At 71.1% G+C, this 26,220-nt stretch carries 17 protein-coding genes; 11 read left to right on the forward strand and 6 right to left on the reverse strand.

Annotation, left to right across the window (positions count from 1 at the left end):
* The first annotated feature begins 55 nt into the window (after nt 1-55).
* Complete coding sequence (locus FJ658_RS11190; RefSeq protein WP_141145470.1) at nt 56-2,431, forward strand: FG-GAP-like repeat-containing protein; 2,376 nt, start codon at nt 56-58, stop codon at nt 2,429-2,431.
* Between the two features lie 115 nt (nt 2,432-2,546).
* Here FJ658_RS11190 and FJ658_RS11195 read toward each other — a convergent pair whose 3' ends face one another.
* The 6 genes from FJ658_RS11195 to FJ658_RS11220 all read right to left on the reverse strand — a co-directional run bounded on the left by FJ658_RS11195 (nt 2,547) and on the right by FJ658_RS11220 (nt 7,396).
* The gene (locus tag FJ658_RS11195; protein ID WP_141145471.1) at nt 2,547-3,524 is read right to left on the reverse strand and encodes a glycosyltransferase family 2 protein; all 978 of its coding nucleotides are present in this window, start codon (nt 3,522-3,524) and stop codon (nt 2,547-2,549) included.
* The gene (locus tag FJ658_RS11200) at nt 3,524-3,967 is read right to left on the reverse strand and encodes a GtrA family protein (RefSeq protein WP_181408429.1); all 444 of its coding nucleotides are present in this window, start codon (nt 3,965-3,967) and stop codon (nt 3,524-3,526) included. Before FJ658_RS11200 ends, FJ658_RS11195 begins: the two co-directional genes overlap by 1 nt.
* A gap of 213 nt (nt 3,968-4,180) precedes the next feature.
* A complete protein-coding gene (locus FJ658_RS11205) occupies nt 4,181-4,750 on the reverse strand; it encodes a TspO/MBR family protein (RefSeq protein ID WP_141145473.1) in 570 nt (189 codons plus the stop codon).
* Nucleotides 4,751-4,845: 95 nt separating this feature from the next.
* On the reverse strand, nt 4,846-5,397 hold the full coding sequence (locus FJ658_RS11210) for a YceI family protein (protein WP_141145474.1): 552 nt from the start codon (nt 5,395-5,397) through the stop codon (nt 4,846-4,848).
* 122 nt (nt 5,398-5,519) lie between these two features.
* Nucleotides 5,520-6,923: an aspartate aminotransferase family protein gene (locus FJ658_RS11215; RefSeq protein WP_141145475.1), complete on the reverse strand. Its 1,404-nt coding sequence runs from the start codon at nt 6,921-6,923 to the stop codon at nt 5,520-5,522.
* A 5-nt stretch (nt 6,924-6,928) separates the two neighbouring features.
* The gene (locus FJ658_RS11220) at nt 6,929-7,396 is read right to left on the reverse strand and encodes an Lrp/AsnC family transcriptional regulator (RefSeq protein WP_141145476.1); all 468 of its coding nucleotides are present in this window, start codon (nt 7,394-7,396) and stop codon (nt 6,929-6,931) included.
* 176 nt (nt 7,397-7,572) lie between these two features.
* Here FJ658_RS11220 and FJ658_RS11225 point away from each other — a divergent pair, with 176 nt between their 5' ends.
* The 10 genes from FJ658_RS11225 (at nt 7,573) to FJ658_RS11270 (ending at nt 26,219) form a co-directional block, all read left to right on the forward strand.
* The gene (locus FJ658_RS11225) at nt 7,573-8,142 is read left to right on the forward strand and encodes an FHA domain-containing protein (protein WP_181408430.1); all 570 of its coding nucleotides are present in this window, start codon (nt 7,573-7,575) and stop codon (nt 8,140-8,142) included.
* Nucleotides 8,139-8,912: a PP2C family serine/threonine-protein phosphatase gene (locus tag FJ658_RS11230; protein WP_141145478.1), complete on the forward strand. Its 774-nt coding sequence runs from the start codon at nt 8,139-8,141 to the stop codon at nt 8,910-8,912. The genes FJ658_RS11225 and FJ658_RS11230 overlap by 4 nt, the downstream gene beginning before the upstream one ends.
* Nucleotides 8,913-9,082: 170 nt before the next feature.
* Nucleotides 9,083-10,474 (forward strand): serine/threonine-protein kinase, encoded by a 1,392-nt coding sequence (locus FJ658_RS11235; RefSeq protein ID WP_255447687.1) that lies wholly within the window; start codon nt 9,083-9,085, stop codon nt 10,472-10,474.
* A 7-nt stretch (nt 10,475-10,481) separates the two neighbouring features.
* Complete coding sequence (locus FJ658_RS11240; protein WP_141145480.1) at nt 10,482-16,436, forward strand: Ig-like domain-containing protein; 5,955 nt, start codon at nt 10,482-10,484, stop codon at nt 16,434-16,436.
* Between the two features lie 35 nt (nt 16,437-16,471).
* Entirely contained in the window at nt 16,472-17,437 is a 966-nt protein-coding gene (locus tag FJ658_RS11245; RefSeq protein ID WP_141145863.1) for a MoxR family ATPase, read from the forward strand.
* A complete protein-coding gene (locus FJ658_RS11250; RefSeq protein WP_255447688.1) occupies nt 17,434-18,831 on the forward strand; it encodes a DUF58 domain-containing protein in 1,398 nt (465 codons plus the stop codon). Before FJ658_RS11245 ends, FJ658_RS11250 begins: the two co-directional genes overlap by 4 nt.
* Nucleotides 18,828-21,131: a transglutaminase domain-containing protein gene (locus FJ658_RS11255; RefSeq protein WP_141145481.1), complete on the forward strand. Its 2,304-nt coding sequence runs from the start codon at nt 18,828-18,830 to the stop codon at nt 21,129-21,131. Before FJ658_RS11250 ends, FJ658_RS11255 begins: the two co-directional genes overlap by 4 nt.
* Nucleotides 21,128-21,985: an FHA domain-containing protein gene (locus FJ658_RS11260; RefSeq protein ID WP_141145482.1), complete on the forward strand. Its 858-nt coding sequence runs from the start codon at nt 21,128-21,130 to the stop codon at nt 21,983-21,985. Before FJ658_RS11255 ends, FJ658_RS11260 begins: the two co-directional genes overlap by 4 nt.
* Before the next feature lie 88 nt (nt 21,986-22,073).
* Nucleotides 22,074-24,791, forward strand: a complete 2,718-nt coding sequence (locus FJ658_RS11265; RefSeq protein ID WP_141145483.1) for an FtsK/SpoIIIE domain-containing protein — start codon at nt 22,074-22,076, stop codon at nt 24,789-24,791.
* Nucleotides 24,792-25,010: 219 nt separating this feature from the next.
* Nucleotides 25,011-26,219 (forward strand): PotD/PotF family extracellular solute-binding protein, encoded by a 1,209-nt coding sequence (locus tag FJ658_RS11270; protein WP_141145484.1) that lies wholly within the window; start codon nt 25,011-25,013, stop codon nt 26,217-26,219.
* Nucleotide 26,220: the final 1 nt, after the last annotated feature.

The raw sequence follows: 26,220 nt of genomic DNA on the forward strand, positions 1-26,220 counted from the left end.
GCGCGACCTCGCGGCTGCGAATATTTTCAAGTGTCTGAGCGACGGGGGATTCGCCATGATCAGGTTCATCAAGATGATCGCCGCCGTCGTGGTCGCGGCGCTGGTCGGCGCCGGTCTCGTCGTGTCGGTGGCGCCGGCTGAGCGCGCGGATGCACTCACGGGCTCCGAGTTCTCGGCCGGAATGATCATCACCGACGATCTGTTCTATGACTCGTCGGCCATGACGACCCAGGAGATCCAGAACTTCCTGGATGGCAAGATCGGTTCCTGTCGCACGTCGGGCTGCCTGAACGTGGTGCCGGTGGATGTGACGAGCCAGCCGGTGGTGACGTCGCGTGCGACCGGTCAGATCCGCTGTGGTGCGCTGGTGGGTGGCCGGATGAGCGTCGCCGAGCTGATCTTCCGAGTTCAGCGCGCCTGCTCCATCAGCGCGAAAGTCATCCTCGTCACCCTGCAGAAGGAGCAGGGTCTCGTCACCAACAAGGCGCCCTCGCAAAGCGCGCTCGACCGGGCCATGGGCATGGCCTGCCCGGATACCGCGCCGTGCGCGCCGTACGCGCTCGGGCTGGCGAATCAGATCTATAAGGGCGCGCTCCAGCTCAGCACGTACAAGACCGATCAGTTCGGCATGCAGCCGGGGTGGCATTCGATCGGCTACAGCCCGAACTCCAGCAAGTGCGCGGCGCCGACGATCAACATCCTCAACTATGCCACCGCGGCCCTCTACAACTACACGCCCTACCAGCCCAACGACTCTGCACTGTCGAACCTCTACGGTCTCGGCGATGGCTGCGCGTCGTATGGCAACCGCAACTTCTGGGTTTACTACAACTCGTGGTTCGGATCCACCACCGGCGCCCCACCCGCACTTGTGAGTGATGCGACCGTGGGGGAGCCCGGGCTGTATCTGACCGCTCGCGACGTCAACGGGGACCTCTACATCTACCCGCAGGATCGCAAAGGCGGCTGGGGGGCGCGTGCCCTCGTCGGTCGAGGCTGGGGCGGCATGACCGCCCTCACCGCCGCGGGCGATTTCAACGGGAACGGTCGTCAGGAGATGTTCGCCCGCGACAGTTCCGGGGCACTCTACCTCTACCTGCGAGATGGCAAGGGCGGTTGGTCGGGGCGGGCCCTGGTCGGCACGGGATGGAATCCGTTCGTCGATCTGGCCGGCGGAGTGGACTTCGATCGTGACGGACGCCCGGACCTGCTCGCTCGTGGTGCCGACGGCTATCTCTATCTCTATCCCGGAAATGGCGGCGGAGGGTGGCTTCCGCGGACCGTGATCGGTGCGGGATGGGGGAGCATCCGGACCTTCCAGGTCGCGACGGACTTCAGCGCGCCGGGCTCTCGCGACGTGCTGGTCGTCGTCGGAGACTCGCTGCAGCGGTTCACGCGAACCGACTCCGGGTGGGCGCCGGCGGCGACGCTGAGCGCTGGATTCACGGGGGTGACATCCTTCACGGTCACGACCGACTTCAACGGCGATGGTCGCGCTGACGTGCTCGCACGCGACGGCGCGGGATCGCTGTGGATGTACCCGGGTGACGGCAAAGGCGGCGTCTCCGCTCCGACGCGAGTCGGCACGGGGTGGAACGTCATGAATGCGATCCTGCCGTCGGCTGACACGCAGCCTCGGGCAGGGACTCCCGGGCGTGTGGATGCTGTCCGCTCGGGATCTGGCGACTTCGATGGAGACGGCGCCGTGGATGTAGCCGCCAGGAACCTCTCGGGTGATCTCGTGATGTATCGCGGGGACGGCGCGGGCGGCTGGAAGGGGTCATCGGTCCTAGTGCGCAACACGGGTGACTATCGACAGCTCTTCGGTGTCGGCGATCTGCGTGGCAAGGGCGAGCGGGGGATCATCGGCATCGACGCCGCGGGGATCATGTGGTATCTGCCGACCGTGGATGGCCGGCTCAGCGGTTCTCGTGCGGCCATCGGATCCGGATGGTCGGGCTTCGCCTGGGTCGGATCGCCGGGCGACTTCGACGGTGATGGGAAGGCGGACGTTCTGGCTATCGACTCGCTCGGCCGGATGCTGCTCTACTCTGGTGATGGTGCCGGCGGGTGGCGTGCTGCTCGTGAGATCGGCGCGGGATGGGGTGCCTACGCTCGGGGGACCTTCACCGCGGGCGACCTCGACGGAGACGGCGCTGTCGACGTGGCGGTGATCGACGCGCGAGGACAGCTGCTCCTCTATCCGGGAGACGGGAGGGGCGGATGGAAGCCGCGGTCGACGATCGGTGCGGGTTGGGGGAGTTTCTCAGCGGTCTTCGGCGCTGGTGACATCGATGGCGACGGTCATGCCGACGTCCTCGCATGGGGAGCCGATGGGCGCTTGATCCTGTATCCGAAGCTGAGTGGCTCGGCGTGGAAGGCTCCGCGCGTCATCGGGCAGGGATGGAGCGGACTCACGCCGTTGCGCTGAATCAGGACGGACGACCCCGTCCGGTAGGGCGCGAGCTGCCGATCCGCACCGGAGAGCTGACAAGGGGGCAGGAGTGATCCTGCCCCCTTTCGCGGTTCGTCTGCGGGGCTCGTCGTCAGTCTTCGGCGCCTCGAGGCACGGCGAACGGATTCAGAGTCGGGTGCGATGGACTTGCCTGGATGTCGAGTTGCAGGGCGCTGATCAGCATCTGAGTTCCGAGCATCAGTGGCAGAGCGGCGAGCATGACGGTGGCGGCGGTCGCGACCACCGAGCCAGCGATCTGGAAGCAGACCCAGATCGCGACCGCGAGGCCGAAGACCACGAGCAGGATCCCCAGGAACAGCAGCAGTGCGATCGGCGAGAACGACCAGAGGACGTAGCGATACCAGATCCTGCGCCAGAATCCGGAGGTGAGGAGGGTCATGAGCTCCGGGATCACGCGGCTCAGGCGAATGCTCGAGACCTCGTCACCGTAGACGGCAGGGATCGCCACGTCAACCGCGGGAACCTGAAGAATGTTGAGATGGATGAGGAGGTCGTTCTCGAAGCTGTAGCGCTTCGCGACGCGATCGAGAGGAACACGCTCCAGCACTTCGGTGCGAACGGCGGTGTATCCGTTCTGCGGATCGAAGAGATGCCAGTAGCCGGAGGCGAGTTTCGTCATGAACGACAGAACGAAATTCCCGAACACGCGATACGGAGGCATGCCGCTCACCGATTCAGGAGAGAAGAAACGGTTTCCCTTCGCGAATCCGAATCCTCGGTCCGTGACTTCGTCAAGCAGAGCGGGGAGATGCTGGGGGTCCATCTGGGCGTCCCCGGCCATGATCACGTTCACATCGGCACCGAGCTCGATCGCCCGGCGATGCCCCGTGATGATCGCCCCGCCGACACCCTGATTGATCTCGTGCCGGATGAGCTCGACGCGAGGATCGACCGTTGAACGAACCACCCCGCTGGTGTCATCCGGGCTGCAGTCGTCGACGACCACGATGTGGTCGACGTAGTCGGGCATCGTCGTGATTACGGTGGCGATCATCGATTCTTCCTTATACGCCGGCACCACTGCCGCGATCACGGCTCCCTTGTACATCAGCTCTGTCCTTTCGTGGGCGATCTGAACACCCAGTAGCGATATGCGAAGTAGTTCCAGACGGTGGTGATCGCGGTCGCGACGATCTTGCCGATGGCCCAACCCTGCGTGAAGCCCGCTGAGTCGAGCAGGGTATCGAGTCCCGCGACGATGAGACTCGACGCGACGGTGTTGATTGCGACGAGGATCGCGTACCGCACGAGGGCGCGACCATGGGGCGTGTCGGCCGAGAAGGCGACCAGCCGCTGCAGGGTGTAGGTCACGACGAACGACACCAGGAAAGCGACACCAGTGGCGATCCACACCGGCCACCCGAGCACGGCCTTCAAGAGCGCAAGCAACGCGAAATCGACCAGGAAGCAGAAACCGCCGACCAGGAGGTAGCGCAACGCTGGGTGGGAGATCACGATACGGACGAGGCCGCTGCTCGGCGTCTGAGCCATCCTTGGATCGGTCCTCTCCTCTGGGCCGCCGTCGATCCTATCGCGATGCGCGTCAGCCGGGATCCGGCGCGCGGGTGGTAGTGGTGGGCCTGTCCCGGAACTCGCTGGGTGACGCCGTAGTGAAGGCGACGTCATCGCTGGTCCGGTTCAGATCGCCCGGGGCGGAAGTGCGCTATCTGGAGACATCGATCGTCGGCCTGGATTCCGTGACGATCACTGAGAGCGGTTCAGCACCGCCAGCGCCGCGTTGAGCGTGGTGGCGTAGAGCACCCACGCCCAGTACGGGATGAGCAGCACGGCCGCGAGGCGCCGCACCCGCCAGAACCGCAGCATCGTGACGAGCACGGCCGCGTCGAGCGCGACGATGATCGCGAGACCGATCCACAGCGCCGCCGGTCCGGCGAGCGGGTAGAGCCCGAAGAAGACCGGGGTCCAGACCGCGTTGAGCACGAGCTGCACGACGTAGGCGCCGAGCGCGCGTCGCGCATCCCGCCGCTCGCCGCTGCCGACGGCGCCGCGCCGCAGCCAGACGAGCCAGGCGCAGACCGACATGAGCGTGTAGAGCACGGTCCAGACCGGACCGAAGACCGCGTTCGGCGGATTCCAGAAGGCCTTGTCGGCGTCGGCGTACCAGCCCTGCACGTTCTCGAGCGTCGCGAGCGAGCCCACTGCCGCCACGGCGAACGAGATCGCCAGGAACACGACGAGCACGCCCGCAGCCGCGAGCGGGGGAGTGCCGTCGCGAGAGGCGGACGGAAGGGGAGCGGCGGCGCTGGAGCTCATGCCTCGAGCGTACGAAGAGAGGCCGGGGTCCGCACGTGCGGGCCCCGGCCTCTCAGGCGAAGCGGAGGTCGTTACTTCTGCAGCACCAGCTGGATTTACTTCTGCAGCACCAGCTGGATTTCGAAGCTCAGCGTGACGTCGTCGCCGAGCGTGAGACCGCCGGCCTCGAGGGCCGCGTTCCAGTTGACGCCGAAGTCGGTGCGGTTGATCACGGTCTTGGCCTCGAAGCCCGCCTTGGTCTGGCCGTAGCCGTCGACGACGACGCCGCCGAGCTCGCCCTTCAGGGTGACCGGCTTGGTGACGCCGCGGAGGGTCAGGTCGCCCTGAGCGGTGAAGTCGTCGCCGTCGAGTTCGACCGAGGTCGAGCGGAAGGTCGCGGTGGGGTGCTCCTCGACGAGGAAGAAGTCGCTCGTGCGCAGGTGCTCGTCGCGCTGGGCCTGATTGGTGTTGACGCTCGCGACGTCGATCGAGGCCTCGATCGACAGGTCGGCGGGGGTCTCGCCGGCGACGACGGTCACGTCGAAGGTCTCGAAGGAGCCGCGCACCTTGCTGATCGCGAGGTGGCGCACGCTGAAGTCGATCGTCGAGTGCGTCGGGTCGAGCTTCCAGGTGCCGGTGGCGAAGGAGGGATGGGTCTGAGTGGTCATGAATCCATGCAATCGCATCGATCCTGAATCCATTCCCCGAATCGCCGAAAATCTCGCCGAACGTGAAATGACGGCCCGGGATGCGCATCCCGGGCCGTCACGCAGAGCTCAGCGACCGCCGATCAGAGGCGGGTCCAGGCCTCCGTCAGCACGCCGCGCAGGATGCTCTCGATCTCATCGAACTCCTTCGGCCCGATCGTCAGCGGCGGCGCGAGCTGGATGACGGGGTCGCCGCGGTCGTCGGCGCGGCAGTAGAGGCCGGCGTCGTAGAGCGCCTTCGACAGGAAGCCGCGCAGCAGGCGCTCCGACTCGTCGTCGTCGAAGGTCGTCTTGGTCGCCTTGTCCTTCACCAGCTCGATGCCGAAGAAGTAGCCGTCGCCGCGCACGTCGCCGACGATGGGCAGGTCGGTCAGCCGCTCGAGCGCCGCGCGGAACAGCGGCGAGTTCTCGCGCACGTTCTCGTTGAGCTTCTCCTCCTCGAAGATGTCGAGGTTCTCCAGCGCGACGGCCGCCGAGACGGGATGCCCGCCGAAGGTGTAGCCGTGGTAGAAGCTCGTGGTGCCCGTGCGGAAGGGCTCGTAGATGCGGTCGCTGACGATGGTCGCGCCGATCGGCGAGTAGCCCGAGGTCATCGCCTTGGCGCAGGTGATCATGTCGGGCACGAAGCCGTAGGCATCGGCGGCGAACATGTGGCCGATGCGCCCGAAGGCGCAGATGACCTCGTCCGAGACGAGCAGCACGTCGTACTGGTCGCAGATCTCGCGCACGCGACGGAAGTAGCTCGGCGGCGGCGGGAAGCATCCGCCCGAGTTCTGCACCGGCTCGAGGAAGACGGCCGCGACCGTGTCGGGCCCCTCGAACTGGATCATCTCCTCGATGCGGTTCGCGGCCCAGAGCCCGAAGGCCTCGGCGTCGGCGCCCTGCGCGTCGCCCACGAAGCCCATCTCCTCGGCGCGGTAGGCGTTCGTGTTCGGCACGCGGAAGCCACCGGGCGTCAGCGGCTCGAACATGGCCTTCATGGCCGGGATGCCGGTGATCGCCAGCGCGCCCTGCGGGGTGCCGTGGTAGGCGACCGAGCGCGAGATGACCTTGTGCTTGGTGGGCTTGCCCTGCAGCTTCCAGTAGTACTTGGCCAGCTTGAAGGCCGTCTCGACGGCCTCGCCGCCGCCCGTCGAGAAGAACACGCGGTTCAGGTCGCCGGGGGCGTAGTCGGCCAGACGGTCGGCGAGCTCGATGGCGGCGGGATGCGCGTAGCTCCAGATCGGGAAGAACGCGAGCTCTTCGGCCTGCTTGGCCGCGACCTCGGCGAGGCGGCGGCGGCCGTGGCCGGCCGCGACCACGAACAGACCCGAGAGCCCGTCGAAGTACTTCTTGCCCTTCGAGTCCCAGACGTGGTGGCCCTCGCCCTTGACGATGATGGGGACGCCGTTCTCCATCGTCGACTGGCGTGCGAAGTGCATCCAGAGGTGGTCCTTGGCCTTCTGCTGAAGCTCGGCCTCGTTCAGCGTCGTCGTGGTGTCGGTCATCGGTATCACCGTGTTCCCCAGTTGTAGAACTGCTTGTGGAGTCGCAGATAGACGAAGGTCTCGGTCGAGAGCACCCCGTCGATGCCGCGGATGCGCTTGTTGAGCAGGTCGATCAGGTCGTCGTCGTTCTCGCAGACGACCTCGGCGAGGATGTCGAAGCTGCCCGCGGTGAGCACGACGTAGTCGACCGCCTCGATGGCGCCGATGGCCTCGGCGACCGCGGTGGTGTCGCCCGAGACCCGCACGCCGATCATCGCCTGGCGGTAGAAGCCGAGCTGCATCGGGTCGGTCACGGCGACGACCTGCATGACGCCGGCGTCGGTGAGCTTCTGCACCCGCTGGCGCACCGCCGCCTCGCTGAGGCCGACGGCTTTGCCGATCTCGGAGTAGGAGCGGCGTCCGTCGGACTGCAGCTGCTCGATGATCGCCTTCGACACGTCGTCGAGCACGAGAGGGCGCGTTCGTGAGGCCATGTCCCGATTGTGGCAGTGGGGCCGGTGGCTCACAAGCGGATCCGCAGGACCGGACGCTCCTCACCGCGGAATCCGAAGTGTCGCCCGGTGGGCTGGTGCTCGACCGCGCGCTCTCGGCGATGGGATGCGCGGCGTCGGCCCGTCCGGTCGCCGCGACGATGGCGGATGATGGGGTGATGCAGCTCGACGACGACGACACGCGGCCGCGGGCCGCCGTGCCGCTCGCCGGGCCGCCCGCCGCGGTCGACGACCTCGAGGAGACGCTGCGGCTGGGAGCCACGACGCAGCACCGCCTGCTCCGCGAGCCCACGCCGCGCCGGGCGCCGCCGGCGCGGCCGCCGGTCGCACCGGCCCACCTCACGCACCGCGTGCGCGTCGGCGGCGCTGCACCGCTGTCGCTCGGTGCGCCGGTGCTGGTCGGCCGCGCACCGCGGGCGCCGCGCATCCCGGCCGGGCTGCCGGCGCAGCTGGTCGTGGTCGCGTCGCTGACCGGGGAGATCAGCTCGACCCATGTGGAGCTGACCGAGGTCGGCCACGCGGTCGTGGTGCGCGACCTCCGCTCGACGAACGGAACCCGGGTCGTGACGCCCGGAGGCCCGGCGCGGATGCTGGCGCCGGGCGAGTCCGCCGTGGTGGCAGCGGGTACGGTGATCGAGCTGGGTGACGGCGTGGCCGTCGAGGTGCTGCCGCCGGGGGTCGCGGGTGCGACCGGGTCCGGCGGCGACGGGGGAGCGGGAACGCGATGACGGTTCTGGGCGAGTACACGGGCGAGATCGAGATCGAGGTCGCCGGGGCCGACCCCGTGCGCCTCGGCTGGGGCGTCGCGAGCGACGTCGGCCGCCGTCGTGCCAACAACGAGGACAGCGCCGTCGTGCGCCCGCCGCTCTTCGCGGTGGCCGACGGCATGGGCGGTCACTCGGCCGGCGACCTGGCATCCAAGGCGGCGGTCGTGCGCCTCGACGAGCACGAGCGCGGCGCGATGGGCACCGAGCAGGAGATCCTGACCCACCTCGAGCGCGCCGTCGACGACATCGCGCGGGTCGCGGCCGGGGTGCCGGCCGGCGCCGGCACGACCGTGACCGGCGTCGTGCTCGCCGACGCCGAGGACGGCGGCGCCGAGCTGCTCGTCTTCAATCTCGGCGACAGCCGCACCTACCGCTTCGCCGGCAACGAGCTGACCCGGGTGACGGTCGACCACTCGGTCGTCCAGGAGCTCGTCGACGCCGGCGCGATCAGCGAGGCCGAGGCCGAGTACCACCCCGAGAGCAACGTGATCACCCGCGCCCTGGGGTTCTCCGAGCATCCGGAGCCCGACTTCACGCGCATCCCGCTGCGGCCCGGGATGCGGCTGCTGATCTGCTCCGACGGGCTCACCCGCGAGGTCGAGGACGCGCACATCCGACTGCACCTGAGCGCGGGCCTCGACCCGCTCGTCACCGCCGACGCGCTCGTGGATGCGGCCCTCGCCTCGGGCGGACGCGACAACGTGACCGTGCTCGTCGTCGACGTGCGCTGAGCTCTTCGCGGCGGCGCGAGACGCCCCGCAGGCCCCCGATCCGGGCTGCCGCGCGGGCTCCCCCCGTTCGGGGGTGGCTGCCGGGATCGGGCGATGCGCCTGCCTACAATCGGGGGAGTTCCGAGGAGAGGGGGACGACATTGGCGCGCCGTCTGCCGTCTCAGCCCCCTGTGCTGCCGGGGTTCTCCTTCGTGCACATCCTCGGTTCGGGAGGCTTCGCCGACGTCTTCCTCTATGAGCAGAACATGCCGCGACGCCAGGTCGCGGTGAAGGTGCTGCTCAACGAGGTCGTCAACGAGAACGTGCGGCAGATGTTCCAGGCCGAGGCGAACCTGATGGGCCAGGTGAGCGCCCATCCCTCGGTCCTGACCGTCCACTCGGCGGGCGTCTCCGCCGACGGACGCCCCTTCCTGGTCATGGAGCTCTGCTCGGCGATCCTCAGCGAGCGCTACCGTCGCGAGCGCATCCCGGTGCCCGAGGTGCTGCGCGTCGCGGTCGCGATCGGCAGCGCGATCGAGACGGCGCACCGCGCGGGCGTGCTGCACCGCGACATCAAGCCGTCGAACATCCTCGTGACCGCCTACGGCCACCCCGTGCTGAGCGACTTCGGCATCGCGTCGACGCTGAGCGCCGAGATCGCCGAGGAGTCGATCGGCCTGTCGATCCCGTGGTCGGCCCCCGAGGTGCTGCTCGACGAGACGACCGGCACGGTCGCCTCGGAGGTCTGGGCGTTCGCGGCGACCGTCTACTCGCTGCTCGCCGGGCGTTCGCCCTTCGAGATCCCGGGGGAGTCGAACAGCTCGGCCGACCTCATGGGCCGCATCAACCGCGGTCGACCGCAGCCGATCGGACGTCCGGACGTGCCGGCGAGCCTCGAGCAGGCGCTGCGTCGGGCGATGTCGCGCCGTGCCGAGCAGCGCCCCGGCAGCGTGATCGAGGTCGTGCGCGAGCTGCAGCTCATCGAGTCGGAGCTCGGCATCGCGCAGACGCCGATCGAGCTGGCGATGGACGACTGGGCGCTCGCGAGCGCCGGCGACCTGGGCGAGCGCACGCGCGTGCGGGCGGCGCCGGGCGCGGCCGAGCCGGCGCGCCGCCGTCGTCGACGCGCGGCGGCCGGCGAGGACTACGCCGCGGTCGGCACCCTGCCCCGCGACTTGGGCGCCCCGGTGCCGTCGTCCGGGCGATCCGGCGGGCTGAGCAGGCGCCGCGGGCCGACCGGCTGGCTCATCGGCACGATCGTCGCGCTCGTCGCCGTGATCGGCATCGTCACGGGCGTGCTCGTCGTCACGGCCCAGGACGCGCAGTCCATCCCGCGCGTGGCGGACATCCGCGATCGGCAGACCAGCGGCACCGTGCGATTCAGCTGGGACGACCCGGGGCTGCGCGCGGGCGACCGCTACGTCGTGCAGGTCGACGACGACACCCCGAGCATCCAGCAGGCCGCGACCTTCCAGGTGGATGCGGCCGCCGGCTCGACCGTCTGCATCACCGTCACCGTCAACCGCGACGGGCGCACCGGCGAGGCCAGCTCGCCGAAGTGCGTCGACGTCGTGGCGGGATGAGGCGGCGATGATCCGCCGCTGGCTCGCCGCCCGCAAGGGAGCGGTCGCGACGGCCGTGAGCGGCGCCCTGATCACGGCCGTGGTCGCCGCCGGCGCGATCCTCTCCACCGGGTACACGGCGCAGAAGCTCGACCTCGATCCCGGTGCGGTCTGGGTCGTCAACGACGCCGAGCAGGCCGTCGGCCGCGCCAACACGCAGGTGCGCGAGCTCGACACGGTGGTGCGCACGACCGGCACCGACGTCGAGCTGCTGCAGTCCGACGACACCGTGCTCGTGGTCGACCGCAGCAATGCCTCCCTCGACACGCTCGACCCCGCCACGGGCGAGCTGGGCGAGACCGTGGCGCTGCCGCCGGAGCAGCCGGAGGCCTGGCTGGCCGGGGACAACGTCGTGATCCTCGCGCGCGGCACGGGAGAGGTCTGGATCGTCCCGCTCACCGATCTGCAGGGCTTCGATCCCTCGAGCGAAGCCGAGCTGAACTTCGGCCGTCAGGCCGTCGCGACCGTCGACGCCGACGGCATCCTCTGGGCCTACGGCCCGGAGACCGGCGAGGTCTACCGCGTCGACGCGGCGGCCGGCGCGCAGAAGTCCGATCAGCGCTGGACCGTCGATCTGCCGCGCGACGACGACAGCTACAGCATCTCGGCGGTCGCCGGCCGCTGGGCCGTCGTCGACGCCGACGACGGCCGCATCGCCCTGCAGGATCGCGGCGTGGTCTCGCTGCGTGGTCTGCTGGGCGCCGACGGCGACGCGGTCGTGCAGCTGCCGAGCGAGTCCGGCGACGCGGTGCTCGTCGCCGGTCGACGCGGCCTCGTCAGGGTGCCCTTCGGCGACGGCCGGGTGCAGCGGCTGGCCGACGGCGGCGGCACGCCGGCCGCTCCGGCCGTCGTGGGCACCTGCCGCTACGCCGCCTGGACCGGCGTCGGGGCCTGGCGGCAGTGCGACGGATCCGCTCGTCGCACGCTCGAGCTGGAGTCGCTCGACGGAGCCGCGCAGCTCGACTTCGTGCGCAGTGGCAAGCGCCTCGTGCTCAACGACACGCGCAGCGGAGGCAGCTGGGCCGTGCAGCACGACGGCGAGCTGATCGACAACTGGACCGCGCTGCTGCAGAAGGACGACGACCGCCAGGTCGTCGACGACGATGAGGACACGCCGCCCGAGGTCGCCGACAAGCAGGAGCCGCCCGTCGCGGTCGACGACGACCTCGGTGCGCGGCCGGGCCGGGCGACCGTGCTGCCGGTGCTGCTCAACGACTACGACCCCAACGGCGACGTGCTCGTCATCCAGAGCGCCGACACGCTGCCCGAGGCCGTCGGCCGCGTCGATCTGATCAACCGCAACCAGCAGCTGCTGCTCACGCTGCCGGCCGGCGCATCCGGAGTCGTCTCGTTCGCCTACACGATCACCGACGGCCGCGGCGGCTCCGCCTCGGCGACCGTGCGCGTCACCGTGCGCGAGCCCGGCGAGAACTCGCCGCCGCAGCAGGTGCGCGCCTCGAAGACCACCGTGCGCGCCGGCGGCGAGGTCACGGCCCAGGTGCTCGGCGACTGGATCGACCCCGACGGCGACGCCATGTTCGTGCGCACCGCCTCGGTCGCGCCGCCCGACCACGTCACCTCGAAGCCGGACGGCGCGGTGCTCTACTCCGACGCGGGCGAGGGCGGCGACCTCAAGTCGGTCACCCTGGTCGTCTCCGACGGGATGGCCGACGGCACCGGATCGCTGGCCGTCACCGTGCGCGCGGCCGGCCAGGTGCCGATCATCGCCGATCCCTTCGCCGTGATCGCCTACGCCGGCCAGACCGTGACCGTGGCGCCGCTCGAGCACGTGCGCGGCGGTAACGCGGTCGTGCGTCTCAACGCCGTGCCGGCGAAGTCGGGCGCGACCGTGGTGCCCAGCTTCGACGCCGGCACCTTCACCTTCGTCAGCGACCAGGTGCGCACCCACAACCTCGAGTACGTCGTGACCGACGGCACCCAGACCGTGACCGGCCAGGTGCGCATCGAGGTGCTGCAGCCGCCCGACGCGAACGCCAAGCCGATCACGATCCCCAAGACGATGTTCGTGCATCCGCTCGCGAGTCAGACGATCGACGTCGCCGGCAGCGACAAGGATCCCGCCGGGGGCGTGCTGCTCGTCACCGCCCTCAGCGGGGTGCCGGCGGGCAGCATGCAGGCCGAGGTGCTCGAGCAGCGCGCCGTGCAGGTCACCCTGACGGCGCCGCTCGAGGGCGCCGTGACGTTCGGCTACCGCATCACGAACGGCCTCTCGGAGTCGGACGGCACGATCACCGTGATCGAGATCCCGTTCCCGAGCGTCGTGCAGCCGCCCATCGCGCGCGACGACTCCGTGACGGTGCGCGTGGGCGATGTGATCGACATCCCGGTGCTCGACAACGACGAGCAGCCCGACGGTGAGGACATCACGCTCGACCCGGTGCTGCCGCAGGACGTGCCGAGCGGCTCCGGTCTGCTCTTCGTCTCGGGCGACCGGCTGCGCTTCCTCGCGCCCAGCCAGGCCGGCACCTTCACCGCCGTGTACCAGATCAGCTCGCTCGGGCAGACGGCGCAGGCCACGGTCAAGATCTCGGTGCGCGAACGCGACGCCGCGACCAACAACGCGCCCGTGCCGCAGGTCGTCACCGCCCGCGTGATCGCCGGGGAGACGGTCGACATCCGCATCCCGCTCAGCGGGATCGACCCCGACGGCGACGAGGTGCAGCTGCTCGGGCTCGCGACGAACCCGGAGAAGGGATCGGTCACCTCGACGACGGCCACCGGCATCGTCTACCAGGCCGGCGCCTACTCCACCGGAACCGACACCTTCACCTACACGGTCATGGACGGTCTCGGAGCTCGCGCCACCGGAACCGTGCGGGTGGGCATCGCCGCCCGGGTCGAAGCCGGCCGCAACCCCATCGCGGTCGCGGATGCCGTGATCGCCCGCCCCGGCACGACGGTCACGGTGCCCGTGCTCGACAACGACTCCGACCCCGACGGCGCCCAGCTGCACGTCACCGCGGTCAAGCCGAACGACGCGACGGTGACGGCGAAGGTCGTCGACGAGCGCTACGTGCAGATCGCGGTGCCGAAGGACGAGGGCAGCTACGGCCTCGTCTACAGCATCGCCAACGAGACCGGCGGCATCGCCTCGAACTTCGTCACCGTCACGGTGGCCGCCGACGCGCCCCTGTCCCGTCCCGTCGCCGAGGACACCGTGCTGACCGTCACCGATGTGCTCGGCAAGCGGAGCATCAGCGTGCCCGTGCTCGACAACGTCTTCTTCGCCGACGGCGCCGTGTCGACGCTCGGCGTCGCGCTGCTGCCCGGCTACGACGACGGCGCCCGGGTGCTCGCCGACAAGCGGATCCGCGTGGAGGTCGGCGACACGAGCCGGGTCATCCCCTTCGTCGTCACGCACCCGAAGGACCCGAGCGTGCGCGCCTACGCGTTCCTGCGCGTGCCGGGCTACGACGACGCGCTGCCGCAGCTCAACACGAAGGCCTCGAAGATCACGGTCAAGAGCGAGTCGACGGTGCGCATCGATCTCAACGACTACGTCGTCGCGCTCGGCGGATCGCGGGTGCGGCTGACCGACACCAGCACCGTGCGCGCCACGCACGCCAACGGCGACACGCTCGTCGTCGACGACGACACGCTGCAGTACACCTCCGCCGACCAGTATTTCGGTCCCGCATCGATCTCGTTCGAGGTCTCCGACGGCGACCCGTCCGACCCGAAGACCCGCAGCGCCGTGCTGACCCTGCCGATCCAGGTCGACCCGCGGCAGAACCAGCCGCCCGTGTTCACCGGCGCCTCGCTCGAGTTCGAGCCCGGCCAGCAGCGCGAGCTCGACCTCGTGCGGCTCACCAACTACCCCTATGCCAAGGACGTCGACGAGCTCGCCTACGCGAAGGTCGGAGCCGACCCGACCGGGTTCCGGGTGCAGATCAACGGGCAGCGGCTCGTGCTGACCGCTGACGCGAGCGCCGCGAAGGGGACATCGACGTCCCTCACCCTCGGGGTCCGGGATCGCGACAACACCGGAACCGCCGGCCGCATCCAGCTCAAGGTCGTCGCCTCGACCCGGCCGCTCGCCAAACCGGTCGCCGACGCCGCGATCGCGCAGCGCGGACAGACCACGACGGTCGATGTGCTCGCGAACGACGCCCCGAACAACCCGTTCCCGGGCAGCCCGCTCCGCGTCGTCCAGGTGCTCGGCATCGACGGGGCGTCGCTGCCGGATGGCGTCAAGGTGACGCCGAGCGCCGACAACTCCCAGCTCACCGTGCAGGTCTCGGCCACCGCCGCGCCCGGTGACACGAACCTCCAGTACCAGGTCGCCGACGCGACGCGCGACCTCGACCGCTACGTCTGGGGCGGGGTGCGCATCTCGGTGCAGGACCGCCCCGACCCGGTCACGAACGTGCGGGTGACCGAATTCGGCGACCGCACGCTCCGGGTCGCGTTCTCGCCGGGTGTCGCCAACAACTCGCCCATCACCTCCTACGAGGTGACCGCGACACGTGCGTCGGGCGGGGGCGGCGCGACGACGACGCGGTGCACCGGATCGGCCACCTGCCGCATCGCGACCGACGGCAACGGGCCCAGCAACGCGGTGTCGATCTCGGTCGTCGCGATCAACGCCATCGGACGTTCGGATGCCGCGACGCTGCCGGGCACGATCTGGTCGGACATCATCCCGCCGCCGCCGACCGGACTCAGCTCGCGTCCGCTGAACACCGGGCTGCGGGTCAGCTGGGCCAAGCCGGTCGACGCGGCCGCCGCGAGCCCGATCACGTACTACCTGGTGACCGTGGGCGGCATCTCGCGCACCGTGTCGGTGAGCGCGAGCGACGCCCCGGGCACCGTGTACTCCACGTCGATCACCGGCGCCTCGATCGTCAACGGCAGCGCGACCGGTTACACGGTCAGCGCCCGTAACGGCGCACCGAACTCCCTCGCGCAGTGGAATGAGGCCTCCGGCAGCGGGATCCCCGCCGGCGCGCCGATCGCGACGGTGTCGCCGACCGCATCCGGGCAGGGCACCACGCAGGCGACCCTCGGCTGGTCGGGCGTGTTCTCGTCGAACGGCCGGGACATCGGCAAGTACTACGCCGTCGCCTACACGGGCACCGCTCCCGAGTGCGCTGTCAGCACGTCGGACGACGCCGCGCCGGTCATCACGCCGCCCACCGGACCGAACGTGCAGTCGCTGCCATCGACGGCGACGAGTGCCACATTCTCGGGGCTCGCCGTCAACCAGAGCTACTCGCTCGTGGTGTTCGCCGACAACGGGCAGGGATGCACGTCCTCCGCCGCGGTGAGCTTCGTGCCGCGCGAGGCGCCTGGCCGCGTGACCCGCATCCTCTCGTCGGCGCCGAGCCCGGGCTCGCCCGATGGCGACGGAACCTGGAACTGGCGGATCGACTCGATCAGCGCCGACGGCGACTGGGATGCGGTGAAGTACCGGGTGATCGGCGACGGCGTCGACGCCTCGACGTCGGGCGCCGTGGTCCCCGGCTCGTCGTCGGCGATCATCACGACCGGCAACGGCTCGCACTACGGCCGCAGCATCGGCGTGCAGGCCATCGCCTGCAAGTACTACCCCGAGCTGGCGACGGGCGGATCCGACGGATACCTCTGCGGTTCCACCTGGTCGGACACCTTCGCGGTCGGCGTGCCGGTGAGCGCGCAGGTCGGCGGGCTCACCCACGCCGTCTCGGCCGACGACCCCTCGACCGCGACATGGTCCTGGACCTCCACGACCGCGGGCCCCGATTACGGCAAGGTCGAAGTGAGCTGCGATCGCGGCGCCACGTGGATCGACACCGGCAACCAGGGCGCGCCCGGAAGCTGCACGGTGACGGACCTCGGCGGGCTCGTCGGCATCTGGCCGCCGCTCACGATCCGGATCACGGCCAACGGACAGACCACCTACGACAGGAGCTACCAGTGGTAGACGGCACGACCGCCAGCCCCGCCCAGCGGGTCACGATGACGCCCGAGCAGGCGGCGTGGTACCAGGACACCTTCGCGCGGCTCGTGACCAACGTCGAGCAGGTGCTGGTCGGCAAGACCTTCGTCGTGCGCCTCGGATTCGTGGCTCTGCTCAGCGAGGGCCACCTGCTGCTCGAGGACTTCCCGGGCACCGGCAAGACCTCCCTCGCGCGGGCGATCGCGCAGAGCGTCGACGGCAGTTCCAGCCGCGTGCAGTTCACGCCCGACCTGCTGCCCGGAGACATCACCGGCGTCAGCATCTACGACCAGCGCACGGGGAGCTTCGAGTTCCATCGCGGCCCCGTGTTCGCGAACATCGTGCTCGCCGATGAGATCAACCGCGCCAGCCCGAAGACCCAGGCCGCGCTGCTCGAGGTCATGGAGGAGCGCCACATCACGGCCGACGGCGTCGAGCACTCCGTCGCGGCGCCGTTCATGGTCATCGCGACCCAGAACCCCATCGAGCAGGCCGGCACCTACCGACTGCCCGAGGCGCAGCTCGACCGCTTCCTGCTGAAGGCCTCGATCGGATATCCCGACCACGCCTCGACCCTGCGCATCCTCGAGACCGCCGGCAGCCGCTCGCACGAGATCACGCTCGACCCGGTGATCGGCGCCGCGCAGGTGGTCGAGATGGCGCGGCTCGCCCGCACGGTGCACGTCGACCCGACGATCAACGACTACGTCTCCCGCCTCGTCGAGGCGACCCGCACGGCGACCGAGGTGCGCCTCGGCGGCAGCGTGCGCGCCGCGCTCGCCCTGATCCGCGCCGCGAAGACGCTCGCCGCCGCATCCGGACGGCACTACGTCATCCCCGACGACGTCAAGGCCCTCGCCGAGCCCGTGCTCGCCCACCGCCTCGTGCTCGACCCTGAAGCCGAGTTCGACGGGGTCACGACCTCGGGCGTCGTGTCGCAGATCCTGATCGAGACCCCGCCGCCGAGCGATCGGCAAGCTGTGTGAGCAGTCCCGGACACTCCCGGGGTGTCACCCAGCGCACCGGCACCCGCACGCTCGACGCGCATACCTCCACCGACACTCTGAGCAACACGCGCACCCGCATCGTGGGAGCGCGCACCGGCGTGCTCGCCGACGGGGTCGTCGGCATCGTGCGCATCGGCAGTCGCGTCGGCGCCGGCATCGCCCGGGTCGCGCGGAGGGTGTCGGCCGTCATCACGCCGCTCGGCTGGGTCATGCTCGGCGTGCTCATCGCCGCGGCGGTCTGCGGCTACCTCGTGCTCGGCTGGGTCGAGGCCGTCGTGGCGTTCTGGATCGCCGCCGTGCTGATCGTGGTGGCCGCGCTCGCGCTGATCGGACGCAACGCCTTCCTCGTGCGCCTGGACCTGCCCCGCCGCAAGGTCGTCGTCGGCGAGCCGGCGTCGGCCAGCATCGAGGTGCGCAGCGCGGGCCGGCACCGCTCGCTCGGCGCCACCGCCGAGATCCCGGTCGGCGAGGGCCTGGCCGAGGCGGCGATCCCGGGACTGCGGCGGGATGCCGTGTTCCGGCATGAGTTCGCGGTGCCCACGCGACGGCGGGGCCTGGTCGCGATCGGCCCCGTGCGCACCGTGCGCGCCGACCCCATCGGGCTCGTGCGCCGCGAGCTGCTCTGGACGGGCCGCGAAGAGCTGGTCGTGCATCCCCGCACCATCGCGGTGCCCTCGACCAGCACGGGCCTCATCCGCGATCTCGAAGGCGCCGCCACCGCGGACCTGACGCCCAGCGACGTCTCCTTCCACGCCCTGCGCGAGTACCAGGCCGGGGATGACCGCCGCTACATCCACTGGAAGTCGACCGCGAAGACGGGCACCTACATGGTGCGCCAGTTCGAGCAGACGCGCCGCAGCCACCTCGTCGTCGGCCTCAGCACGGCGGCCGCCGATTACCTCGACGACGAGGAGTTCGAGCTCGCCGTCAGCGTCGCGGGCAGTCTCGGCGTGCGCGCGATCCGCGACGGCCGCACCGTCTCGGTCGTGGTGGGGGAGAAGACCCCCGAGTTCGCGAAGCGCCGCGTCTACGCGGTGCGCCCGCTCTCGACCGTGCGCCCCGGTCGCCTGCTCGACGATCTGGCCGTGGTCGCGTCGGCGCCCACGGCGCTGCCGGTGCGGGATGTCGCGCGGGTCGTCGCCGACACCGTCACCGGCGTCTCGATCGCCTTCCTGATCACCGGGTCGGCCACCGGCATCGCCGAGCTGCGTGCGGCCTCGGCCGCCTTCCCCGCGGATGTCGAGGTCGTCGCGGTCGTCTGCGACCCGGATGCGAAGCCCGGCCTGCGTCGGGTGCCCGGTCTCAACGTGCTGCGCGTGGGGCTGCTCGACGATCTGCGCCACGCTCTCGCCCGAGCGGCGGCCGTCTCATGAGCGCCGCCACCCCGCGACCCCGCCGCGGACCGGTGATGATCCTGGTCACGCTCGGCTTCGCGGAGCTGCTGCTCGCCCTGGCCGTCGTGAAGCTCTGGCCGATCTATCGCGACGGCAGCTTCCTGCTCGCCGCGGGCGGCGCGATCGTGCTGGGCAGCCTGATCGCCGGGCTCGGCGCGCTGTTCCGCTGGCGCGTCTGGGTGCTGATGGTCGCGTCGTTCCTCGTCTTCCTGGCCGCGGGCGTGCCGCTCGCGGTGCCGTCGCAGACCGTGCGCGGGGTCGTGCCGACGCTCGACGGCGTGCGCGATCTGCTGTCGGGCGTCGTGCTCGGCTGGCGTCAGCTGCTCACCATCACGCTGCCGGTCGGCGACTACCAGGCCCTTCTCGTGCCGGCCTTCGCGACCCTGCTCGTCGCGAGCGTCATCGCCGTCTCCGTCGGGCTGCGGGCGCGCTACGGCGAGCTCGGGGCGATCCCGCCGATCGTCGTCATCGTCGTCGCGATCCTGTTCGGCGCCGAGCGCGTCGAGTCGGGCGGGCTCATCACCGGGACCGCCATCGCGATCGCGCTGCTGTGGTGCGTCTGGCGCCGCGCCGCCCGCCGTCGCGCCGCCGTTCGGCAGCTGCTCGGCGACGCGGGCGAGCCGGTGCGCGCGCTGGGGGTGCGATCCCTGCTGGCGGCCCTCGGCATCCTGGTCCTGGCGGGGTCGGGTGCCGGCATCGCGGCCGCCGAGCTGCCGTCGTCGCAGGCGCGCACCGTGCTGCGCAGCGCGGTCGCCCAGCCGTTCGACCCCCGTGACTACGCGAGCCCCCTGGCGGCGTTCCGCAGCTACCTCAAAGACGGTCGCGACGACGAGACCCTGCTCACCGTGACCGGACTCGAACCGGGGGAGCGCATCCGCATCGCCACCCTCGACGACTACGACGGCGTCGTCTACCGCGTCGGGGCGGGAACCGCCGACAGCGGATCGGGGACCTTCGTGAGGGTTCCGACGACCGTGGACCGCCCCGGCGAGCAGGGGCGGCGCATCAGCCTCGACGTGCGCGTCGACGGATACCGCGGCGTGTGGGTGCCGACAGTCGGCGATCTGTCCTCGGTCGAGTTCACCGGTGACGACGGAGATGCGCTGCGCGGCCGCTTCTACTTCAACCGCCTCAGCGGCACCGGCGCCGTGCTCGGCGGGCTGACCGCCGGCGACAGCTACCGGCTCACGGCGCTCGAGCCGACCGAGCCGACCTCCGCCCAGCTGGCGAGTGCGACGCCGGGCACCGCACGCGTGCCCGCCGCCACGACCGTGCCCGACTCGGTCGGCGCGCGGCTCGAGCAGTACGACGCCGGGGCGACCACTCCCGGCGAGCAGCTGACGGCGGCGCTCGACGGACTGCGCCGCGACGGCTACATCAGCCACGGCATCGACGTCGACGAGCCGGCCAGCCGCAGCGGTCACTCCGCTGAGCGGATCGACGAGCTGCTGACCGCGCCCCTCATGATCGGCGACGCGGAGCAGTACGCGGTCGCGGCGTCGCTCATGGCCCGTCAGATCGGGTTCCCGTCCCGCGTCGTGATCGGCTTCGCGCCCGCCGACGACAGCGGCGGCGCGATCACGGGTGCGGACATCTCAGCCTGGATCGAGGTGAGCACGGCCGAGTACGGCTGGGTCTCGCTCGACCCGGTGCCCGAGGTGCGGCCGATCCCGGATGCGCCGCCCACCGATCCCACGCAGATCTCGCGCCCGCAGACCCCGGTCGAGCCGCCGCCGGACGAGCCGGAGCCGCACACGGAGCAGAACCAGCCCGACAGCACGCAGGACGACGACTCGGGTGACGACGCCTGGCTGCAGGTCGTGCTGGCGTTGCTGCGTATCGCCGGGCCCATCGCGCTCGGCCTCGGTCTGCTGGCCTCGCCGTTCCTGGTGATCGTCGCGCTCAAGGCGCGCCGGCGTCGACGGCGCCGCTACGCACGGGTGCCGCTCGAGCGCATCAGCGGCGCCTGGGACGAGTTCCACGACGCGGCGGTCGACCGCGGTCACCCGCCGCTGCCGTCGTCGACGCGCACCGAGTTCGCCGAGTCCGTCGGGCTGGCGCAGTCGCGCACGCTCGCCGCCGTCGCCGACCGCGCGGTCTTCTCGTCGGACGTCGTCGACCCGGCTGAGGCCGATCGCATGTGGCGCGCCCTGCGCGAGCTCGACTACTCGCTCGATCGCGGACTGACCCGCTGGCAGCGCATCCGATCCCGGGTGTCGCTGCGCTCGCTCGGCGCAGACCCCCAGCGCAGGCGACTGCGCGACAGGAGAACACCATGACCAGCTGCCGCTTCTGCGGAAGCCCCCTGCCCGTCGGCGCGCTGTTCTGCGGCGAGTGCGGCCGTGCCGTCGGCGCGACGTCCATCCCGGCAGCCGTGCCGGTCGTCGTCGAGCCCGTGCCGGTCGTGGCGGTTCCGTCGGGCGAGGGAGCCCGCGGGTCGGCGGCCGTAGCGGCGCGTCCGCCGGTCGCGCAGCCGACGCCGCAGGCGGAGCAGCGGCTTGTGCCGCAGCCCGAGCTGCAGCCAGAGCCGCAGCCCGAGTCCGAGTGGATGCGCGACCCCGACCCCGAGCCTGAGCGTGCGCCCGAGCCCGGAGCCGAGCCGCCGCCGTCGGGTGCGCCATCCGCCGGGGCGCCTCCACCTGCCCCGGCACAGGCCCCGACGGCCGAGCCTCTGCTGCCCGTGCCCGACCTCCCGCTCCCGCCGCCCGCACCCGGTCTCGCTCCCGGGCTGCCGGGGCTGCCGCCGGGACAGCGGGAGATGCCGGTCGACCTCGAGCAGACGCGCTTGGTGCAGCGAGGGTCTCGGCCCGCGAGCTGGGTTCTGCAGTTCTCGACGGGGGAGTCGTTCACCGTCAGCGGGTCAGGTCTCATCGGGCGCAACCCGGTGGCCCAGCCCGCCGAGTTCATGGATCAGCTCGTGCCGCTCTTCGACGCGGGCAAGTCGGTGTCGAAGACGCATCTCGAGTTCGGCCAGGACGAGGGCCGGTTCTGGGTGGCCGACCGGTTCTCCACGAACGGCACGGTGGTGCGCCCGCCCGACGGCCCGCCGCGGCGGTGCGAGCCGGGTCGTCGCTACCTGGTCTCGCGCGGCACGCGGATCGATATCGGGGAGCAGTTCTTCGTCGTGAGCTGAGTCCTCCCCAGCCCGTCGTGGATCCGCGTTCTCCACGGATCGCGGTCGAGCGCGGTCGCCGCGCCCGCGACGCTGGTGCGATGAGCGCATGCTCCTGCTCCCCGAGCCGCTGACACTGACTCTGCCGCGCGCCGATCCGCCCCCGACTCGCTCCGGACTCCCGATGCTCGGCGCGCTCGCCCCGCTCGTCATGGCGATCGTGCTCTGGGCGGTGACCCAGTCGATCGTGTCGCTGCTGGTCGGGCTCCTGAGCCCGATCCTGGCTCTCGCCGCCCTCCTGGATCGGCGACTGGCGGCACGGCGTCATCGTCGTGCCGACCATGAGCGGCTGCGCGTGGAGCTCGAGCGGCTCGCGGAGCGGGTCGGTCGGCATGGCGACGAGGAGCGCCACCGGCTGACGCGCGCGTCGGCCGGCACGACCGCCGGCCGCCGTGCGCTGCGCATCGGCACGGGGTCGATGCCCTCGGGCATCGCGTGGAACGCCGAGAGCGGCGCGCCGCTGCCGGCGGACCTCGCGGCCCGGGCCGACGGGCTGGCGGCGGGCTCGGCGCGGATGTCGTGTCCCGTCGTCCTCGAGATCGACGACGGCATCCGCGTCGTCGGCTCGGGCGTCGTGATCGCGGCGGTCCGGCGCGCGCTGGCCCTTCAGGTCGCGCAGATCCTGCCGCCGGAGGACTGGATGCTGACCGCGTGGCCGGACGAGGAGGCGGCGTGGATCGACCTGCTCCCGCATCGACGTCGGCGACCCGACGGCGCCGGTCGCGACGCGGTCGACTATGTCTTCCGGGAGGTCCGCCCGGCGGGGGAGGCGCGAACGGTGCGGATCGGAGCGGCTCCCGACTCCGGCGGGTCGATCCCGGTGCTCGAGATCGATCCCGCGGGACGCGCATCCCTCGATCTCGACGGCGAGCACGTCGACGCCGCGGGCCTGCGTCTCGAGACCCGCACCCGGGCGCAGGCCGCCGACACGGCTCGCCGGCTCGCGCGCGCCTCAGGGGGCGAGGCGACACGATCCGCGCTGCCGTCCTACCTCGCCTTCGCCGACCTCGACCAGGAGGATGACGGGGCCCTGGCAGCGGCGGTCGGGATCGACGCCGCGGGCGACACGGTCGCGCTCGACCTCGACCGCGACGGACCGCATGCGATCGTCGGCGGGACCACGGGCTCGGGCAAGAGCGAGCTGCTGGTGACCTGGGTGCTCGCGCTGGCGGCCCGGTCCGGCCCGGATCGCCTGGCCGTGCTGCTGGTCGACTTCAAGGGCGGGGCGGCGTTCGCGCCGCTCGAGGCGCTTCCCCAGGTCGTCGGCGTGCTCAGCGACCTCGATCAGCGTGCGGCCCGCCGCGCGGTGACGAGCCTGCGCACCGAGCTGCTGCGCCGTGAGCGGCTGCTGGCCGACAGTCGGGTGCGCTCGGTCTCCGAGCTCGCTCCGGATGCGCTGCCCCGCCTGCTGGTCGTGATCGACGAGTTCGCGGCGCTGGTCGCGGAGCAGCCCGACCTCAGCGCCGTCATCGCCGATCTCGCGGCGCGAGGGCGATCGCTCGGCATCCACCTGATCCTGTGCACGCAGCGCCCGGCAGGTGTCGTGAAGGAGTCGGTGCTCGCCAATGCGACGCTGCGGTTGAGTCTCCGGGTCAACAGCCGTGCCGACAGCTCGGCGGTCGTGGGCGACGACAGCGCCGCGACGCTGCCGGTCGATGCGCGCGGGCGTGCCGTGCTCGCCTGCGACGGGGCGACGCGACCGGTTCAGATCGCGCTCGCCGGGCCCGCCGACGTGCGACGCGTCGCCGAGCGGTGGCGGTCGGGTCGCCGGGCGGCGCCGTTCTGGACGCCGGGCCTGCCGGCGCGGGTCGGGTATGACGAGCTGCCACCGGCAGGGGCGCAGGAGCTGCGGTTCGGGCTCGTCGACCTCCCGCACGAGCAGCGGATCGGTGCGGCCGTCTACCGGCCTGCCGTCGACGGGCACCTGCTCGTGGTCGGCGGCCGCGGGGCGGGGACGAGCACCGCGCTCGCGGCGATCGCCGCCGATGCGCGCCAGGCCGTGCAGGTCCCCGACGACCCCGCCGGCGCGTGGTCGGTGCTCACCGCCGTGATCGCCGGGCTCGAGGATCGGCCGGTCGAGCAGCTGATCGTGCTCGTCGACGATGTCGATCGGCTGCTGGAGGCGGCCGGCGACGACCATCGCGCCGACCTGGTGGTGCTGCTCGCCCGCGTCGCCCGCGAGATCGCTCGGGACGGCGGAGCGCTCGTGCTCGGAGCAGCCCGCCCCCTCACCGGTGCGGCGACGCTGACCGCGCAGCTCGATGCCCGCCTGCTCCTGGCCATGCCGACGCGCGAAGACCATGTCATGGCGGGCGGGGAGAGCCGGGACTGGAGCCGCGACCGGCGGGCGGGCTCGGCGGTCTGGCACGGCCACGAGGTCCAGATCGCAGTCGCCGAGCCGACCGCGGCGCCGGCCGTCGTCTGCCCCTCCCTCGACCTCGGCGGCGACGTCGTGTCGATCGCCAGCGCCCGACCCGCGGCGATCGCCGCCGCGCTGCTGCGACGCGGCGTCGCCGTGCACGCCGTCGATCGAGCCGAGGAGGCGCGGCCGGGCTCGGTCGTGCTCGGCGATCCCGACGACTGGCTCGCGGAGTTCGGCGCGATCGAGCGCGCCCGTCGCGGCCGCCTGCTGGTGCACGCGCTCGCGGCCGCTGATCTGCGGGCGCTCACCCGGATCCGCCGAGCGCTCCCGCCCCTCGATCCGCGCGCGGAGGAGGCGTGGCTGGTGGAAGCCCGCGAGGTGAGCCGCGTGCGCGTGCCGTGGTGATCCGGCCGTCGCGGCACGGTGTCGGCGGAGCGAGCACCGCACGGCGCCGCCCACCGTGATCACGACGGAATGCACCCGCTTTTGGGGGTGACGGCGCGCGAACTCGTGAAATCTCTGTTACGAAACGGAGCGATCCGCGGTTTCGCTCTGGTCGACATCCGCCCGTTATGCCACTATCGACCAACGGCCGCCGGGCCGTGTCACGACGAGGAGATCTCCATGACCCGACCCCTTCCCGCCGACCCGGTCATCCGCGAGCTGGTGCAGCAGGCACGCCGCCACCAGCTCAGCCGTCGCCAGGTTCTCGCCGGGGCAGGGATCGGCGCGAGCGCCCTCGCGCTGGCCGCCTGCTCGGCGCCCGCCGCCGATCTCAAGCCCGCCACGGACGACTCGGCGAGCGACAAGTCGCTCGTCTGGGCGAACTGGCCCGACTACATCGACGTCGACGACGCGAAGAAGCACCCGACGCTCGAGAAGTTCACGCAGCAGACCGGCATCAAGGTCGACTACCGCGAAGACGTCGACGACAACAACACCTACTACGCCAAGGTGCGCGACCAGCTCATCAAGGGCGCCGACATCGGCGCCGACACGGTCTGCCTCACCGAGTGGATGGTCGCCCGCCTCGTCAAGGGCGGCTACGTCCAGGAGCTCGACAAGAAGAACATCCCGAACGCGAAGAACCTCGTCTCGACGCTCGCCGACCCCGACTTCGACCCCGGTCGCGCGCACTCGCTGCCGTGGCAGGGCGGCTTCGCCGGCATCGCGTGGAACACCGAGCAGGTCGGCGAGCTCAAGTCGGTCTCCGACCTCTGGAGCTCCGAGCTGGCCGGCCGCGTCGGCGTGCTCTCCGAGATGCGCGACACGATCGGCCTCATCCTGCTCGAGCAGGGCGTCGACATCAGCGGCGAGAAGTGGGGCGCCGACGAGTTCGGCAAGGCCATGGACGAGTTCAGCAAGCAGCTGAAGAACAAGCAGATCCGCAACGTCAAGGGCAACTCGTACACCGAGGACCTCGCGAACGGCGACACGCTCGCCGCGATCTGCTGGTCGGGCGACATCACGCTGCTCAACGGCGAGGTCGGCTACGAGAAGTTCAAGTTCGTGATCCCCGAGTCAGGCGGCACGATCTGGAACGACACCTTCGTGGTGCCGGTGGGGTCCACCAAGAAGACCAACGCCGAGACGCTCATGAACTACTACTACGAGCCCGAGGTCGCGGCCGAGGTCGCCGCCTACGTGAACTACGTCACGCCGGTCGCCGGCGCCGCCGAGGCGGCCGCCGCGATCGACCCGGCCCTCGCCGAGAACCAGCTCATCTTCCCGAACGACGAGACGCTCAAGACCGTGCACCCGTTCCGCACCCTGTCGGCCGAAGAGGACCAGGCCTTCACGCAGGAGTTCCAGCGGGCCCTGCTCGGCGCCTGAG

The sequence above is a fragment of the Schumannella sp. 10F1B-5-1 genome (assembly GCF_006517535.1).
Classification (GTDB): domain Bacteria; phylum Actinomycetota; class Actinomycetes; order Actinomycetales; family Microbacteriaceae; genus Schumannella.